The organism is Paracidovorax wautersii (assembly GCF_900113035.1).
Classification (GTDB): domain Bacteria; phylum Pseudomonadota; class Gammaproteobacteria; order Burkholderiales; family Burkholderiaceae_C; genus Paracidovorax; species Paracidovorax wautersii.
In genome coordinates this window covers 1-13,965 of record NZ_FONX01000031.1, presented here as the reverse complement: position 1 = coordinate 13,965, position 13,965 = coordinate 1, and the positions used below count along the sequence as shown (strand labels likewise).

The 13,965-nt window shown below is 57.5% G+C and carries 35 protein-coding genes; 34 read left to right on the top strand and 1 reads right to left on the bottom strand.

Features of this window, described 5'->3' with window-relative positions; genetic code table 11:
• The coding region (locus BM070_RS24640) for a hypothetical protein (protein WP_139222963.1) at positions 1-1,048 on the bottom strand (1,048 nt) is incomplete at its 3' end.
• A gap of 261 nt (positions 1,049-1,309) precedes the next feature.
• Between BM070_RS24640 and BM070_RS23350 the strand changes: the two genes are divergently transcribed.
• From BM070_RS23350 to BM070_RS24580, 34 genes are all read left to right on the top strand, one after another.
• The gene (locus tag BM070_RS23350; protein ID WP_092942601.1) at positions 1,310-1,966 is read left to right on the top strand and encodes a hypothetical protein; all 657 of its coding nucleotides are present in this window, start codon (positions 1,310-1,312) and stop codon (positions 1,964-1,966) included.
• Between the two features lie 22 nt (positions 1,967-1,988).
• On the top strand, positions 1,989-2,300 hold the full coding sequence (locus BM070_RS23345; protein ID WP_082759014.1) for a hypothetical protein: 312 nt from the start codon (positions 1,989-1,991) through the stop codon (positions 2,298-2,300).
• A complete protein-coding gene (locus BM070_RS23340) occupies positions 2,297-3,028 on the top strand; it encodes a nucleotidyl transferase AbiEii/AbiGii toxin family protein (protein ID WP_066784207.1) in 732 nt (243 codons plus the stop codon). Before BM070_RS23345 ends, BM070_RS23340 begins: the two co-directional genes overlap by 4 nt.
• 3 nt (positions 3,029-3,031) lie before the next feature.
• Entirely contained in the window at positions 3,032-3,691 is a 660-nt protein-coding gene (locus BM070_RS23335) for a tyrosine-type recombinase/integrase (protein WP_066784204.1), read from the top strand.
• Positions 3,691-3,966 (top strand): hypothetical protein, encoded by a 276-nt coding sequence (locus tag BM070_RS23330; protein ID WP_082759013.1) that lies wholly within the window; start codon positions 3,691-3,693, stop codon positions 3,964-3,966. The genes BM070_RS23335 and BM070_RS23330 overlap by 1 nt, the downstream gene beginning before the upstream one ends.
• Positions 3,967-3,995: 29 nt before the next feature.
• Positions 3,996-4,190, top strand: a complete 195-nt coding sequence (locus tag BM070_RS23325) for a hypothetical protein (protein WP_066784201.1) — start codon at positions 3,996-3,998, stop codon at positions 4,188-4,190.
• Positions 4,187-4,396 (top strand): hypothetical protein, encoded by a 210-nt coding sequence (locus BM070_RS24635; RefSeq protein WP_066784198.1) that lies wholly within the window; start codon positions 4,187-4,189, stop codon positions 4,394-4,396. The genes BM070_RS23325 and BM070_RS24635 overlap by 4 nt, the downstream gene beginning before the upstream one ends.
• A gap of 15 nt (positions 4,397-4,411) precedes the next feature.
• Complete coding sequence (locus BM070_RS24930) at positions 4,412-4,564, top strand: hypothetical protein (RefSeq protein ID WP_175518594.1); 153 nt, start codon at positions 4,412-4,414, stop codon at positions 4,562-4,564.
• 18 nt (positions 4,565-4,582) lie between these two features.
• Positions 4,583-4,744, top strand: a complete 162-nt coding sequence (locus BM070_RS24925; protein WP_175518593.1) for a hypothetical protein — start codon at positions 4,583-4,585, stop codon at positions 4,742-4,744.
• A gap of 53 nt (positions 4,745-4,797) precedes the next feature.
• Complete coding sequence (locus BM070_RS24920; RefSeq protein WP_175518592.1) at positions 4,798-4,956, top strand: hypothetical protein; 159 nt, start codon at positions 4,798-4,800, stop codon at positions 4,954-4,956.
• 280 nt (positions 4,957-5,236) lie between these two features.
• Complete coding sequence (locus BM070_RS23320) at positions 5,237-5,572, top strand: hypothetical protein (protein WP_139222962.1); 336 nt, start codon at positions 5,237-5,239, stop codon at positions 5,570-5,572.
• 14 nt (positions 5,573-5,586) lie between these two features.
• Complete coding sequence (locus BM070_RS24630; protein WP_139222961.1) at positions 5,587-5,847, top strand: hypothetical protein; 261 nt, start codon at positions 5,587-5,589, stop codon at positions 5,845-5,847.
• Positions 5,848-6,193: 346 nt separating this feature from the next.
• Positions 6,194-6,352, top strand: coding sequence for a hypothetical protein (locus BM070_RS24915; protein ID WP_157896779.1), 159 nt, complete (start codon positions 6,194-6,196; stop codon positions 6,350-6,352).
• 9 nt (positions 6,353-6,361) lie between these two features.
• Positions 6,362-6,586, top strand: a complete 225-nt coding sequence (locus BM070_RS23315; protein ID WP_092942595.1) for a helix-turn-helix domain-containing protein — start codon at positions 6,362-6,364, stop codon at positions 6,584-6,586.
• A gap of 56 nt (positions 6,587-6,642) precedes the next feature.
• Positions 6,643-6,957, top strand: a complete 315-nt coding sequence (locus BM070_RS24625; RefSeq protein ID WP_139222960.1) for a hypothetical protein — start codon at positions 6,643-6,645, stop codon at positions 6,955-6,957.
• Positions 6,958-6,969: 12 nt separating this feature from the next.
• Positions 6,970-7,149, top strand: coding sequence for a hypothetical protein (locus BM070_RS23310; RefSeq protein ID WP_092942592.1), 180 nt, complete (start codon positions 6,970-6,972; stop codon positions 7,147-7,149).
• 7 nt (positions 7,150-7,156) lie between these two features.
• Positions 7,157-7,501 (top strand): hypothetical protein, encoded by a 345-nt coding sequence (locus tag BM070_RS24620; RefSeq protein WP_139222959.1) that lies wholly within the window; start codon positions 7,157-7,159, stop codon positions 7,499-7,501.
• Between the two features lie 9 nt (positions 7,502-7,510).
• On the top strand, positions 7,511-8,212 hold the full coding sequence (locus BM070_RS23305; RefSeq protein WP_139222958.1) for a hypothetical protein: 702 nt from the start codon (positions 7,511-7,513) through the stop codon (positions 8,210-8,212).
• A gap of 247 nt (positions 8,213-8,459) precedes the next feature.
• Positions 8,460-8,774 (top strand): hypothetical protein, encoded by a 315-nt coding sequence (locus BM070_RS23300; RefSeq protein ID WP_092942586.1) that lies wholly within the window; start codon positions 8,460-8,462, stop codon positions 8,772-8,774.
• Between the two features lie 143 nt (positions 8,775-8,917).
• A complete protein-coding gene (locus BM070_RS23295; protein ID WP_092942607.1) occupies positions 8,918-9,139 on the top strand; it encodes a hypothetical protein in 222 nt (73 codons plus the stop codon).
• A 17-nt stretch (positions 9,140-9,156) separates the two neighbouring features.
• Positions 9,157-9,393, top strand: a complete 237-nt coding sequence (locus tag BM070_RS23290; RefSeq protein ID WP_092942583.1) for a DUF3331 domain-containing protein — start codon at positions 9,157-9,159, stop codon at positions 9,391-9,393.
• A 16-nt stretch (positions 9,394-9,409) separates the two neighbouring features.
• Positions 9,410-9,643, top strand: coding sequence for a hypothetical protein (locus tag BM070_RS23285; protein WP_092942580.1), 234 nt, complete (start codon positions 9,410-9,412; stop codon positions 9,641-9,643).
• 12 nt (positions 9,644-9,655) lie between these two features.
• Positions 9,656-10,063 carry a hypothetical protein gene (locus BM070_RS24615; RefSeq protein ID WP_139222957.1) on the top strand — a complete coding sequence of 136 codons (408 nt, stop codon included), beginning with the start codon at positions 9,656-9,658 and terminating at the stop codon, positions 10,061-10,063.
• Between the two features lie 9 nt (positions 10,064-10,072).
• A complete protein-coding gene (locus tag BM070_RS24610; RefSeq protein ID WP_139222956.1) occupies positions 10,073-10,297 on the top strand; it encodes a hypothetical protein in 225 nt (74 codons plus the stop codon).
• A 35-nt stretch (positions 10,298-10,332) separates the two neighbouring features.
• Entirely contained in the window at positions 10,333-10,557 is a 225-nt protein-coding gene (locus BM070_RS24605) for a hypothetical protein (RefSeq protein ID WP_139222955.1), read from the top strand.
• A gap of 33 nt (positions 10,558-10,590) precedes the next feature.
• Complete coding sequence (locus BM070_RS24600) at positions 10,591-10,782, top strand: hypothetical protein (RefSeq protein ID WP_139222954.1); 192 nt, start codon at positions 10,591-10,593, stop codon at positions 10,780-10,782.
• A 180-nt stretch (positions 10,783-10,962) separates the two neighbouring features.
• A complete protein-coding gene (locus tag BM070_RS23280) occupies positions 10,963-11,175 on the top strand; it encodes a hypothetical protein (protein ID WP_092942577.1) in 213 nt (70 codons plus the stop codon).
• Between the two features lie 210 nt (positions 11,176-11,385).
• Positions 11,386-11,718: a hypothetical protein gene (locus BM070_RS24595; protein WP_139222953.1), complete on the top strand. Its 333-nt coding sequence runs from the start codon at positions 11,386-11,388 to the stop codon at positions 11,716-11,718.
• 11 nt (positions 11,719-11,729) lie between these two features.
• Complete coding sequence (locus BM070_RS24910; RefSeq protein ID WP_175518591.1) at positions 11,730-11,921, top strand: hypothetical protein; 192 nt, start codon at positions 11,730-11,732, stop codon at positions 11,919-11,921.
• A 16-nt stretch (positions 11,922-11,937) separates the two neighbouring features.
• Positions 11,938-12,147: a hypothetical protein gene (locus BM070_RS24590; protein ID WP_139222952.1), complete on the top strand. Its 210-nt coding sequence runs from the start codon at positions 11,938-11,940 to the stop codon at positions 12,145-12,147.
• 11 nt (positions 12,148-12,158) lie between these two features.
• Entirely contained in the window at positions 12,159-12,752 is a 594-nt protein-coding gene (locus BM070_RS24585; protein ID WP_139222951.1) for a hypothetical protein, read from the top strand.
• A 15-nt stretch (positions 12,753-12,767) separates the two neighbouring features.
• The gene (locus BM070_RS23265; RefSeq protein WP_092942568.1) at positions 12,768-13,034 is read left to right on the top strand and encodes a hypothetical protein; all 267 of its coding nucleotides are present in this window, start codon (positions 12,768-12,770) and stop codon (positions 13,032-13,034) included.
• 19 nt (positions 13,035-13,053) lie between these two features.
• Positions 13,054-13,278, top strand: a complete 225-nt coding sequence (locus BM070_RS23260; protein WP_092942565.1) for a hypothetical protein — start codon at positions 13,054-13,056, stop codon at positions 13,276-13,278.
• Positions 13,279-13,291: 13 nt separating this feature from the next.
• Complete coding sequence (locus tag BM070_RS24580; RefSeq protein ID WP_139222950.1) at positions 13,292-13,588, top strand: hypothetical protein; 297 nt, start codon at positions 13,292-13,294, stop codon at positions 13,586-13,588.
• The last annotated feature ends 377 nt before the right edge of the window (positions 13,589-13,965 follow it).

Below are 13,965 nucleotides of genomic sequence, written 5' to 3'. Positions count from 1 at the left end.
AGCCATCACCGAGAGTCATTTTGACTATAGCCTTATCGCCTGCCGCTATTTGGCCATCGGCAACAAGAAGCACGGGTAGCCACATTCGCACTCCAAGGTTGTCACTCTTGTTGAGGCGCAACTGGCGGCGGGCGAGTGCAACGGCCTTGGCGGTATGGCCCTCGTGGGAGTGCCAAACCATCGCACCATAGAGCAGTCGATGGTAGAAGCGATTGGACAGGTCGTACCACGATATTTCGCCTTTGAATCCCGCAGGTAAAAGCGCATTGGCTCTTTTGATCGCCTCGGTGTAGACCTTCCCTTGCTGCCGGCTAAGTTCTGGTTTGTATCGCAGTACCTCTGCCTTGGCGAGAAGCCCTTCCAGGAAATCAGGGCGAGCTTCGAGAACGCGCGCCAGAAAGGCTTCAAATTCTCGCTGCTGAGACAGAGGTCGCGAGTGGAAACCTTGGAACAAGGCGTCCTGTTGGTCGATGAGCGCTGAGCACGCGCTGCTGTTCACAAAACGCCCGTCACCATCCTCATCAACCCGGAAGCCATACAGGGGACCTTTTGCCTGCTCAGGCCTTCTGGAAAGTAGCTCGCACCAGGTGTCGGCGCCGTTCATCTTGCCGATCAGGTCCAACACCTGTTCAAGCGAAGCGCCGCACACGCGTGCCAGTTGAGATGCTGCCTTGGTAAGGCCCGCCTGCTCCTGCGGGGCGGGGGCGCAGTCTGGAGAGACCTTGACCAAAAAGACAAAGGCGGGGATCAGTGTCTTGATAGGCTCTCGCCCCCCATCTGGCCGTGGCCAGTGCACTTCAGGATTGAAGGCGTCGAAGAGGCCTTGGACCACCGAGTGAAACGCATGCCAATGGGGTTGGCCGGCTGCCTTGGCAACCACCTCAAGGGCCTCATTGTGGGACTTGACCAGGCCGCAATCCTTGAGGAAACGTGCGTAACGCTTAGCCGCAGCCATGAGCTGGCTGGCAAAGTGATCGGGACAGATTTCCCAAGAGAAATAGTCTGAGCAGCCAGCCGCGCGAGCGGCGTCACCGATGTCTTGATCCATGAATTACTCCCCGCGCCGGAGAACGAAATGCTCACTATTTCGAAGGCGCATGAAGTAAATCGTGGCTACGAAGGGGGTGGGCATGGCCCATAAAGGCTGGTTGTTCGGCTTCGCCAACGTGAGCGGCTGGCGCACCAGGAGCACCGACGCGGATGATATCTCAGTCACCACGCGCTTTCACGCACGGTTCCCGAGTTTCCCGTTGTGACGCCACCTCCGGTAGACTTCCCGGTTCCATAGTTGTGAGCCCAAGGATCATCCATGTCCTCCGTCGATCGTCTGCGCCAGGTGATCGCAGACACCGTCCAGATCGACGCACAGGCCCTGCAGGCCGCCATCGGCCGCCTGGTGGTGGCCACCAGTGCTGAGCACCCTGCAGCCCCTGCCGGGGCGCGCTCCGCGCACGATGCGGCCGCCGGCGTCACGGTGCTGCTGGCCGACCGCATTCCTGTGGGGCAGGAGGCCCAGGTGCTGGCCGCGGATCTGCGCAGCTCGTGCTGGGCGACCGTGCCGACGAGCTGCTGGGCACTGATGGGAAAGTGCAAGGAAACGTGGAAAGTGAAAAGGAAAGCCAGCTCTTCACTTGCACATGGCCTTGCAGGTTTGAAGGCCAGCCTGCAGCCGCTCGCGCCCCTCGCGCTGCACGGCATTGCGAGCCACTACCGCCTGCATGGGGCTCACGGTAGCCATCGCGCGGTGTCCAGCCCTGCGATGGCCTCCTCGTGCAGTGCTTCGATAGGCGCCCAGGCCCGCGCCTTGCACGCCTGGGCTGCATTGACCACGGCACAGGCTGCGTGCCACTCGGGCGTATTGGGCTCTTCCTCATTTAGTGCGCCGCTTCCCAACTTTCCTTTGTGTGGCGTGGGCGTTGGTGCTCCGGCTTGTTCGAGGCTGGCTTCGCGTGTAGACTCAATGTAATTGCACGATTTAAGGCAAATGCATGTCAAATTCAAGCCCACATCAACACGGCATTTCGATGGCTGTGACGCACTTAAACGCTCCGTATGGAGCGATTGTTTCTCCCGGCGACCTCATCGAATCACTGAGCCAGGGGGAGCTTCGCGCTGCTTCGCCCAAAGCCGCTGCGATTCTGAGCTACCTCTTTGTTGAAGTGGAGCCACGGTTGGTGATGCAGTGCGCGATGGAGTCGGGTTCGTCGCTACCTATGGCCAACCAACTCTATTCGGACACTATCAAGGGCGGTGCGCCTCGCAGCGCCCTTTGGGAATCATCAATCAAGGCTCTCCTATGACCACTATTGCGGACATCAAGAATCACAAAACCAATGGTCCATGGAGAGGGCTTGAGAAGCTTGCACATGAGATGGTCCAAGACGTATCCACGGTGGCCAAAAGCGCTCTGCTTCCTGTATTGGGCGGTGGAACAAGGCTTATGTTGGCAATGGAGCATCGGATCAGTGACGACATTGATTTGTTCATCCGTGATCCTCAATGGATCGGCTTTCTCACCCCGCGCCTGAATGACAAATTTGAGCACCTCATCAACACCTACGACGAGGGGGCCACCTCCCTAAAGCTCAAATTTAATGATGGCGAAATTGACTTCATCGTCAGCATGTCCCTGCTTGGACTCGACAACAAGGTTTCCAGCGAGTGTCTCTTCCCACTTGAGCCGGTGGCGGAAGTGCTCGCAAAGAAGCTTTTTTATCGTGGGTGGGCTCTCACGCCGCGTGACCTGTTTGACTGGCATGCAATTGAACGCTATGTGCCGCTTTTGGATACCCATGAGCTGATGCTGGCTGAATTGATCGCGGCCAGAGTGGATGGCATTCGCATGGCGCTAGACCAGATGGGTACATCGAAACAATCGGCGATAGTTTGGCAAGAAATTCGCACGCATGAGCTGCCCGATCTCAAGCAAACCATTCAGTGGGCTCAAGGGAGATTGGGGAAATTTCAGGCAATGAGTGAGCAAGCAGGGAAAGACAAGGCTTCGGGTCGTCGGCCTGTTGAGCGATAGCCCATGGCAAAACCCCCAGTCATCGAAGATAAGCAGATCGAGCACCTGCTGAAAGCTACCGCAGCCTACAGCCGCGTTCCACTGCGCGACACGGCCTTGTTGCTGACTCTCTACGGCACAGCCCTCTCGGTCACGGAGCTGGCCACCATCACGGTGGGCGACTACCTGGACGCCAAGGGCAACGTGCGCGTCACGAGTGCGGTGCGCGTCGATGTTGCGCACAACGGCGAAGAGCGTCCGCTGTTCTGGTCTAACAAGCGAGTCGTCGCGGCACTGGACGCCTACATCGCCTGGCGCGTGGAACACAAGCACGGTGTCACGGTAAAGAAGGGCGCTTACCGTGGGCTCGACCCCGAAAGTGCGTTGTTCCTGACCGAAGACGGTGGGGCCTATGCGCTGACCAGGCGAATGCTCCCTTCAGGCGTCTGGAGCTATTCCTGCAACACGCTGGGGGCGTACATCTCGCGCCTGCACGCGAACGCCGGGATCGAGGGTGGCAGCGCGCAGTCTGCTCGACGGACGTTCGCTGTAAAGCAGCATCGCCAAGGGCGTGATCTTGTGCACATCGCCGCGATCTTGGGACACAAGAGCGTGAGCACCACGAAACGGCTTGTAGAGGGCGACCCCGTGCGACTGGCTGACATTGTGGCGAGGGCTGTGTGATGGTGGTGCCCCAGTATCCAAAGGGTGATCTGCGCCGCATGCTGGCCGTGCTGGGCGCAATAGATTCTGGTCACTGCACGCTGGTCCAGATCGCCGCTGTAACCGGCTTGGATAAGAAATCCGTAACTTCCCTGATTGCTCAGGCTGGTGAACAGGCTCGTGTGGTCATCAGCAAAGCCGGTGCAACGTACACCATTGATTCATGGGGACCAGTGCTTAAAAAAGAAGGTTCAAAAAAGGCCTTGACAGGTGCATTAAACGCACCTATTATTTAGGCATTGAACCACAGCAAAGAAATCTCCACATGGCAATGAAGACCTGGAATGTGCGCGTGCACCTCAAGACTGGCTCGATGCACCTTGGTCAGGTGGGTGAAGAAAGCGAAGAGTTTGCGCGCAGTGCCGCGCTGTCGAAGTTCGGCATCCCCGAAGATGAGGACACCGATCCGAACCGGCGCGGGATTCGTGCCGATGATGATTTCGATGTGAGCCCGGCATGAGTGGCTTCACGATCCCCCTGGCCCGCCGAAGTCGTTGTGATGCGAGCGGCAAAGAGTACACCCGCTACTTGCGCCGTGGCCAGCCCAATGAGCATGGCATGCTGAACTGCCCTGTGTGCGGCAAGGGCGTCACGTTGCGTCCCAAGGAAACGGGCGGCAATTCGGTTGTCATTCCGCGTCACCTTGAACGAATTGTCGGCCTTTGAGGCCAAAGGAAAGACATGAAAACCGTGACCATCTACCTGACCGCAAGACCATGTTTCCCCGCCCTTGGCTACCGCGATGAATCTGGTGCGCTGCGCATTGGTCAACCTGGCGGGGATTGTTCCCGCCCGCTGACGGCGCACGAAGTGGCCCGCGTGGTCGAAGACTGAGAGGAAACAGAGGGACTCATGCTCAAGAAAATTTGGGATCGCTTTACGCTGACAGCAGCACAGTTTTGCGAGAAGTACGGCCACGATGTGCATGCCTGGAGAGAAACATCCGGCCAGGGGCAGTTCGGTGATTGCGAACGCTGCGGTGCTAAGAAAGTGCAAAAACCATATTCATCCTGAATTCAAGGAAAAAAGCAATGACGGGAAAGAGAAACTGGTGCATTGCAGGGACCATGAACACCTATACCCAGATTCGCTTTGCAGACGGAACCAGCTGCGTTTGTATGCCCAAAGACGTACCGGACATGACACAAGGCAGTGAAGGCCACACCGTGGCCGAAGTGCAGATGACCGAGGCTGAGTTCAACGCTTTGCCCGAATTCGAGGCCTGATAGGAAAGCAGAGCCATGGATGCCAGCCAACTCATGCAGGACCACGCGGAAAGCGCTGTGCGAGCCACGCAGTGGTTTCGCACCGCTCCTGCCAACGTGCAGCCATCCTTGAAGGTCAGGGTTGTGGGCGTTGAGGTGCGATCAGGCCGAAGCACCATGGGTAGCGAGGTGTCTGGCCCTTGCCTCGTGGCCGAAGCGACCTGTGGCGAGGAAACGCGCCGGTTCTGCTGGGCATTCAGGTTTGGCGACACAAACGAAATTGATTGAGAGGAAAGCAGACATGGACGCGATTCAAGACCCGGTTGCAGTGATCAACACGTTGCAGGCGCGGATTCATCAGCTGGAAGGCCAACTGAGGCTGGAGCGCGAGCAGGCTCAGGAGGGCATCCAAAGGCAATTCCCCGATGCACTACGACGCCTTCGCATGCATGCAGTGATCCCCTTGTATGTAGGGAGCGGGGACAGCGAGGCCTTGCGTGAGGACGTTGCAAGATCATCGCCGGAGCTGTCTCAAGCGATGCAGGAAGTTTGGATGCTGTCCGGCGCACCAGTAGCCCAGGACGTGAAGATGGCTATCGCCACTGCCGCCAAAAATGGCATGTCGCGTTGGTTCTAAAGGAAAGAACGACCATGGCAAAGACGAAAACCCGCCCTTCGGAAACCCTCCGCCGTTTGGGCGGGTGGGCCGGTGGTTCCATTGGACAGGCTGAATCGCTGGCTGGCATCAACGTGCAATCGGAAGCCGAGCGCAAGGCACTATGGGATCGGTTCGAGCACTTGTTCTCAGGCGACTCGCAAGTCCTGATTGATGCGGTGGTCGATCACTGCGCCGCCATCACCCTGGGGCGCGTCAAACGTGGCGAACTGTCGTTGCTGCCCAGTCGCATTTGAAAAGAAATGCGATGGTGCAACTCGACGCAGAGAGATCGCGGGCCTTGGACTCATGGGTGGCTGATTGCGCAAACACCTACTCCGGTGAGTACCCTTCTGATCTCACCGAACGTGCCCAGGCCTCCAACGTGCAGGCAGCGCTGAAGGAATTGGGGTTCGATGTTTCGTTGGCTCATGCGGCAGCGATCTGGGAGAGCTATTCAGGGCATCTGCAGGCCGGATGGATAGCTTGGGGTGGGTTGACGAGGCCTCATTCATGCAGTTTCAATTCAACAGAACATTCCTGGCACTACTGCAGCATGTGGCGAAGCAAGAGGGCCTGGAATTGGTCTAAGAAAGGAAAACAATGAATACGAAGAGAGCAAGCGCCCAACTCCCCGTTTTTTCAGATGAATGGGTTGCAGCACGCCTGCGTGAAGATCCTAATGACAAGGTTGCCTTGTATTGGAAGCTGCGCTACGAACTGCCAAAGAGCAACGTGGTGACGCGCAAGCCAAAAATCTAGGAAACCAGTGTGACCTACAACACCAAAGCCAAGGTGCTGCGTCAGCCTACCCCTGTTGAGATCAAAGAGGTGCGCAACAAGGCGGGCCTGACCCAGCAGCACGCCGCCGAGGTGGTTCACCGGGCCGATGGGGCGCGATGGCGCGAATGGGAAGGCGGCAAGTACGGCATCGACCTGGCTGTCTGGGAACTGTTCCTGCTCAAGACTGGTCTACGCGCCCTCGATAAGACTTGACGCGCAGACGTAATGCGTCTATTGTTGGGGCATGTAAACCAGTAAAGGAAAGTCTGATGGCTATCTCAACGAACAGCACGGCACACCTTGCGGATATCTACAAGCAAGTGGGCATCGGCCTCAGCTTGTACCGCAGTCTGAGTGAACGAGAAGCCAACAGGCATCTGCACCATCTGGCTATGGGCGCCGAATGGGCTGATGGGTATGTGCCTGATGGAACTTGGCCAGAGGATCGGTGGATGTGGGACGCCTTGCGTGATGCGATCCGTTCGGAGGGGGGTGCTGTACGTCGGCGCAATGCCGGGGGCGGGTTCACCGAAAGTTACCTTGATGGCGATGTCATTCGTACCCGCCAGATTTCAGCCCAATAACCGAAGGAAAGCATGGCAAAGCCAAAAAAGCTCACCAAAGCTGCGAAGAAGCTGCTCCAAGAGGCTGGCTGCAGCGAGATCGCTGACGACTTTGTTGTACTTGGTCAAACTGACCTACGCATTCTGTTGTCGGATGCTGCCGTTGACGATCTGAATGCCCAGGCTCGCGAGATGGCAGAGCTTGGAAAGTAGGTGCGACATGAGCAGAATCAGACGCAACTCGGACTTGCATACCTCCCAGGCCGACTCGGAAAGGTTGGTGCTTCAAGTGCTCGCTGCACCGACCGTGAGTGGGCACAAGGTCACGCTGCCGCTGTCAGCGCTCGGCTACGCGGCCTATCCGGGCTACAGCTTCAAAGCGCCGCAAGGCGCGGCTCTGGCGGCGGCTAGGCTGGCACGCGGCATGGCGGATCGCGGCCTCATTGGCTGGAGCCCTGGTGGGCAAGCGGGAGCTGGTCGCGGCTACTACGTGAAGCAGGCAGGGATTCTTGTGCTTGAGAATGCGGCCGCAACTGACAGCAGTGCGGCAGGTGCCACGCCCTGAGAATCTACGATGTTGAAAGCACCTTTCCATCCCATCAAAGGCAGAAACCGTTATTGCGGCCCTGCGGCCATGGCGACGATTCTGGGTGTGACCACCGATCACGCGGCGCGCGTTCTACGTGGGCTCACCGGGGAACGCTGGATTAAGGGAGTCTCTGTGCAGCACCTCACCGCAGCCATGGAGCAGCTCGGTGTTCGCGTGCGATACACCCGCATTGACGCGGCCTATGAGTCCTTGGCTGATTGGCTCAGGTGCAATCTGCAGCTCTTCCAGGCCTCCCATCTCATCCTGCAATTTGGGGTGCACGGCGACTCCCACTACGGCACGATCAGTGGTGGCATGTACCAGTGCAACCTATCCAGAATGCCGGTGCCGTTCGAGTCGATTCCATTCAGGCCTGCGGCAGGCGTAGTGTTCGGTGTTTTCGAGGTGCTTGACCGGCCCCTGGTGGCTCCTAGAGATGCCAAGGTGGCAGCGCGTGGGACACTGGCGAAGGCCAAGCGGATTGCAGCGCGCTACGGCATCGTGATCGACAGCTTTGACGGGATGTGGTTTGAGGTATCTTGCCCTGAACTGGAGCACGATGATCCGTTGGAAGGGCGCAATTCCACGGATGATGCGCGCGTGGTGTTGGAGCTGGTGGACGAGTACCGCGATTGCCTGGAGAACGGGTATTTGGAAGCGGTTACCGATCCATGCTTGATGAACTGAACTGCTGAATTTCACCTACTGGGCCAAGCCTGCGTTTGGTGGCCCATCGACACGAATTGATGGCAACTATTTACCAATTGAAGGAGTGACTGAACATGCCAACAAACGAGAACTGCGACGAGGTAAGCGTCATTGACATTGGGCCTGCGCACAAAGGCAGGCGTTGCGCAAGAAGGGGGTGATCGCCTGGGAGCGCCGTGGCGCGTTCGTCGTGTGGTCAATCGCCAAGTAGTCAAGGAAAGCAAACATGCTCAAGGCCCTAGATTTCGAAATCCTTCGCGATGTGATGGCTAGCGGGATCATCAAAATCCCACTGACTCGGAAACCCGTTCGAGTCGGCACGTTGATTAACGAGGAAGAGTTCAAGCGCGACCAGTACCTCATCCACAACAGGACCGTGTTCTTTGAAGATCGCGTTCATGATTGGGATTGGCAGGATGGTCAGTTCCGGTACTACACGCGGGTGGCAGAAGTCGCGGATGTGGTGGTGGTCTATGCGCTGGAGGAAGTGGTTCCTGTGGCGCGTTTTGATTCGATGACAGGCAAGCCGCTTGCGCAGTAAATCGAAGGAAAGCATGCGAATTACGGCAAAGGGAGTCTGCGCGAAGCTTGCACTTTTGACCCAGAGGCTTGGGCTTGATCGTGCGTCTTGGTTCTTTGCCCGCCATGCAGGGTTCTTTGATATGTGATCAAAAGGAAAGCAGCGTGCCCGCACTCATCGTCAAGCCCAACGTGATGCGTCAGGTCCAGCCCGATGTGTACCAGTCCGCAACCGGGTTCAGCGCCCGACGAGAGGAAGGATTCACGCCCAACGGCAACCCTATTGGCCAGCGCTGGGTACTTCGTGATGCAAACGGGGCTTATGTCGATGTGAACCAGTACCGGCATGACCTGTTCGAGCACCACGGTCTTTGTACCGATTACTGATCAAGGAAAGAGGCACCATGAGCAAGCTGCTTTCGATCAACGCGCGCCCAAGCGATGGTCTGGCGTCATTGACCGTGCGCGACTCGGGAGAGTTGTACTCGGGGCAGCTTTGGTCGAAGTGCAAAGCCCGAAAATCTGGCGTGTGCGACGCTAGCGGCGAGCGCTATCGGCCAGGAGCTGAGATATATCGCCCAGTGGGCAACTCTCGCAATCGCAGCATGCGCATCTTGGCTGCGCTTATCGATAACACCTGACACAAAGGAAAGCGACATGACGATCTACGTCAAGGAAGCGGAAGGCGGCGGCTTCGAAGTCGTAGCTGGTCAGCTTCGATTGAACGTGATGCTGGAAGTGCAAGGTAAGGCGTGGGTCCAAAACCTCACGACCGGCGAGCAGCTTGAAGTCCATGAAGTGGGCGGCCAGTTGATGGCCCTGACGCTGGGTGCCTCGGCTGCTGTGCAGCTGGCAGCTGCTACCGTCGTATCGAACGCCGCAAAGCGGTAACCAAGGAAATCAATGACAGCTCAACAACCGTATAGAACAGGCCTGATATGTGAACTTGGCGGAATCGCTTATTGGCATACGGGAGCGCAGTATTTTATTGCAGTAGGCAGCGCTGACGGTAATCAGGTCGATTTGCGCGAAATCCCAGGGTTCAAGGAGCTTGATGCTCAGTTTGATCGCGGGACCGCCATCTTTTTCGACATTGAGTGGGAAAAGATTGGCGAGGCAGAACCGGAAATTAAAGCCGCATGCGCGGTGCTGCAAGCTCGTGGCGAGCGCCTTTGGTGGAAGTTGGTTGCCGATTTTCTCAAAGCTCATCATGCAGCGATTCAGCTGCGATCCGAGGCGATTCGCGTACTTCGAGCCAGCGGGATGGACGAATCCTCAATTGAGATAGTCTTGGGCGCCCGCAAACGATAGGAAATCTTGGTGAAGCTCGTCCGTATCGCTGATGTCGATGGGGTTCGTCTGAATGTTCCGCCGTACGTGAACCGGACTGTATCGGGTTGGCAAGTTCGAGTGCGCGGGGTTGCGTCGGAGCATTTTGCTGACTTGCATTATGGAAGTGCTGCCGAGTCACTTTCGGCAGCAGCCAGAGCCGTTGAGCAGCACCTTGCAGAGCGCTTGCAGCGCGAGAAGCTTGCCGCGAAATAGCTGAATAGCTCAAGGAGCATGACGAAGGAAAACAGATGACCGCGAACAACCCGCTCATCGCAATCGAAATCGGGGGGCAGGTGGACGTGCACATCGTTGGAGGCGCATCGGACTACGCCACCGTGTGCGGGCTGGCATTGGATGGGGATCAAGATTCAGGTGTCGAGGTGCCGATGTCTCGCAGCGCCAAGATCACATGCAGCAACTGCCGGAATATTTGGACGGCCTGTCGAGGCGTGCAGCTCCGGCAGTTTGCTTGAACTACAGCCCTATAAAAGCACAAAAGGAAAGAGATGACCGAAGAAGAATTCGATCAGCATCCATTCATCCTTACCTTTGAAAGGATGCTGTCTATGCATCCGAAGATGACCGAACAAGAGCGGAATGCACTTGCCGAGTGGGAGCGGGTGAACTTGGGGCCTTGCGGCAAGGGCACCTCGGACTGGCCTGGCTGGAGTGCTGTCTGCGCCAGGCTGTGTCACTAAACAGCATAGGAAAAAACGATGAACCGCAAGCCATCCCCCAGCCGTCTCGCCAGCCCATTGGTTTATGGGGCGTTGAATGGATGCTTGGACGCAAGTGGTGATGTCGCCCGGTTCGATACTGAAGGCGAAGCGCTTGCCGCTATCACCTCCGAATCGCAGAAATAGAAAGGACAACAGACCGTGAGCGATGATCTTGAACTCTGGACTGTGTATGACAGCCCGATTGATCTGCCAGGGCGTTTCGTTGCCCGCAAGTGGCTGCTGGATCAGCCGACCAATGAGCTGCTGCAGGACAAGACACTCGAAGGCTTGCGCGCGAAGTTGCCGCAGGGCCTCACGTGCCTCCAGCGTTCTTCTGAGGATGATCCCAGAATTGTTGAAACGTGGATTTGAGGGAAGACGCCCACGATGACGCCAGAGCAGTTTGATGCCCTCGCCAGGTTGACTCGCGCTCGGGAACCAGCGCGCACGGCTGGCCAAGCTGGCGGGCATGCGAAGAATGTGGACGCTGGCAAGGCGCAGGCTGAGAGGATCGAGCCTTGCTTCCGCGCGATCGCGGGCAAGTGGTTTGGGGTCACAGAGGCCGTCTGAAAGGAAGAGGCGATGTCCAAGACCGAGCAAGCAATGGCAGACGCGATTGATGTGCTGCTCTCCGCTGGTTTCACGCCAGATGGGCAGACTCGTGAAGAAATCGTGCGGGTGCCAACCCAGCAATCGCCGTTACTCGGCGTGTCGGGTGGCGCGCTGGCGAAGTTCGGCGGCCGCCAACGGTTCGCCCAGGCCGACACAGGGGTGAAAGCCACGGTAGGGCCTCGGACAACCGCGATCTACCGCGTCGATGGCCCTGGGCTGGCAGGCGTGCGAGGAATCGCAACTCACAACACAAGCGACGGCAACGCCATCCGGGCGACAGTCGCGGGCCTCGTGCCCAACTGACGAAGGAAAGCATGTCTGTAGCAGCTGATCTGGTAGTGGATGTAGTGCGACGTGCCGCCGGATGCCACTCTGGAATGATCGAGTTTCCCGTGCCATCGGTCGAGCAAGAGGCAGTGATGCTCGCTGAGAGTGCGGGCTACATCCATGTGATCGCCAACGGGGTGGCTATGGTTACCCAGGCTGGCCGTGAGCTGGCAAACTGAAAAAGAGGGAGGAAGCATGTTCGGCATTGAATGGATCAGGCGCCTTTTGGTGGGCAGACCGACGCCAGTGATCGTGCTGGGTGATCGCTCCAAGGTCGCCCTTTCGCACATCACCATTAACCAAGATGGCAGCAAAGAAGAGTTCGTTTTCGGAGCCGTGAGATACGGGGTTGGTTGTGAGCCGGTAGGCGGGCACAAGCCAGTCACGATCATCGAGACGAAGTGAAGGAAACTAGCATGACCAACCCTCTTTTCAGAGACCGAGTGCCAGAAGCCGCAGCGCAGCAGCTTGCAACTGCCCTGGCATGGTTGACTGAGTGTCAGCTGGCCACACTGGAAGGAATGAAGCTCGTGAAGCGCACCCCTAAGTCCGAGTTGGCTCGCCAACAGCAAATCTGTGACAGGGCTGTCGCGCAATGCAAGGACCTTGGTGTTACTCCGGTTGGCCCGAGTGGCGATGCGTGCATCCGGCTGTCCGGACGTCTGGCTTCAGTTGCAGAAGGTGGCCGCCACGAACCGGTGGCAGAGCCTGGATCATGGCTCTCCGATATCAAGCGCCTTGTTGAATCTAACCGGCTTCCTGATGAGGATTTCGTGAGCGAAGATGACCTGGATCGACATGCTGAGCAGATTGCGGCCCAGATCGAGGCCATTCTGATGTCGCTCCCTGTTGATCAACGTGAGTTGGCGATTCACTCGGGCCGAGACTGGCTCATTGAGGCCGGTGCCTGGACGCCGAAGTCATTCGCAAGGGCTTATGGGATCGTTCTGGGGGCGCATGTGTGCGAGGACAAGTACGGCATCGAGCGGCTGGCCAGCGAAACTAGGTAGAGGAAGGAAGCAGCAATGGTCCAACTCTCTATTCCTGCCACCTACTGGGACGACTACAGTGAACGCCAAGCTGTCGATGAGGAGTCTCAAATGGCGGTCGAAGTGAAGCGTGCAGGTAGCCGTGTCACCATCGAGGCGGACGCTATCCAGTTGCAGTACCTCAAGGACGATGCAGAATTCTACGCACAGGGCAATACCGACGACACGCCGGCCGCAGTGCTGCGTGGCGCTAAGCGCGTGGCCGAGATGTGCGCTGCGATCGAATTCCGGACTCAGGCCTGATCGAAGGGGGGAACACATCATGTATTTCAACCCGCTGTTTGCGCTGCTCAAGGATGGTCGTCAAGTTGTCGTGTACTCAGACAATACAGATGAGGGTACCGTGACCATTTTCCCGGTCGCCGACCTTCCAAGTTTTGATGCCGAACTCATGATGTTCGAAAGCATCCTGAAGGCCGAGGTGGTTCGCATGGACCGTGACCGAGATATTGCCTTCTCGGAAAATTACCTGATGGCTGCAACCTGAACGAGCATCTTCTATGCCGATCGCCAATAGAGTGAACGCTGCCATTGAAGCGGCACTTGATGATTTAATCCGTGCTGTAGAGATCGCGCCGATCTGTGGCCGAAAGCAACTTGGGGAGAAGCGACTGGCATTCTTGGAACTCATCCAAAGTGCCCAGTCACCCACCGTGAAGGGCGCCCTCGTAGCTGCAGAGGCCTCGCTGACCGAGATGGTTCGTGACGGTCGAGCATGGGATTGTGATCGTCGCGCGCTTATGGATATTCGTGCTTGTCTTGAGCAGCTGAGCACCATGCAAGCAAGGCAGCTATGAGCAGGTTTGAGTTTCCCTGTGAAGCAATGGCACGGAAGGCGGGGGCTCCGCCGCAACCAGCCGGCACCTGTTGGTACACGGACTGCGGGAATGCAGCAGGTACAGCGCACCTGTACACGACAGAGCGTGACGGTCTGCTTGTGTCGCATTGTGGCCGTGAGATCCTGCCCAGTGATCGCCAGGATGAACAAGCTGCCCTGGGCTATTGCAAGCGCTGCATGAAGCGGTTGAGCGCGCATAACGAAGGAGAGAAGTCATGGCCAAATACACTCAAGAAGCAGAAAAACTAGCATTCACAAAAATCAACTTCGTTGGCGACGGCTGGTGCATTTGTCCCCCTGATGCGGTTGCCGACATGACCGAGGGCTGTAGCGGCT